Source organism: Legionella bozemanae, from assembly GCF_001648595.1.
Taxonomy (GTDB): domain Bacteria; phylum Pseudomonadota; class Gammaproteobacteria; order Legionellales; family Legionellaceae; genus Legionella; species Legionella bozemanae.
This window is the reverse complement of record NZ_KV441810.1, coordinates 279-554: the sequence shown is the minus strand read 5'-3', so window position 1 is coordinate 554 and position 276 is coordinate 279. Positions and strand designations below refer to the sequence as shown.

Below are 276 nucleotides of genomic sequence, written 5' to 3'. Positions count from 1 at the left end.
GCCGCTCACTGTCTTTAGATGGAGGAAGTGGTACAAAAACTTCACGCAATACATCAGGATCATTGCGGAAAGACTCAGGTAATCGTACCACGATATCAAAACGCTTATCCCCTTCAAAAAGCTCACCACCCTTTTTCCCGCCGGTAGCAATCACAATGGCATCTTGCACAGCGCCAACTTGCAAACCGTAACGCGCCAAAGTATCGCGATTAATTACCACCGTCCAAAGAGGTAATCCACTCACTTGTTCGATTTTGACATCTGCAGCTCCTGGTA

General features: G+C 47.1%; 1 protein-coding gene. It reads right to left on the bottom strand.

Going from position 1 to position 276, the window contains the following annotated elements; translation table 11 throughout:
* Positions 1 to 276: efflux RND transporter permease subunit (locus A8O27_RS19220; RefSeq protein WP_259293072.1), on the bottom strand; the 276-nt coding region annotated here is incomplete at both ends.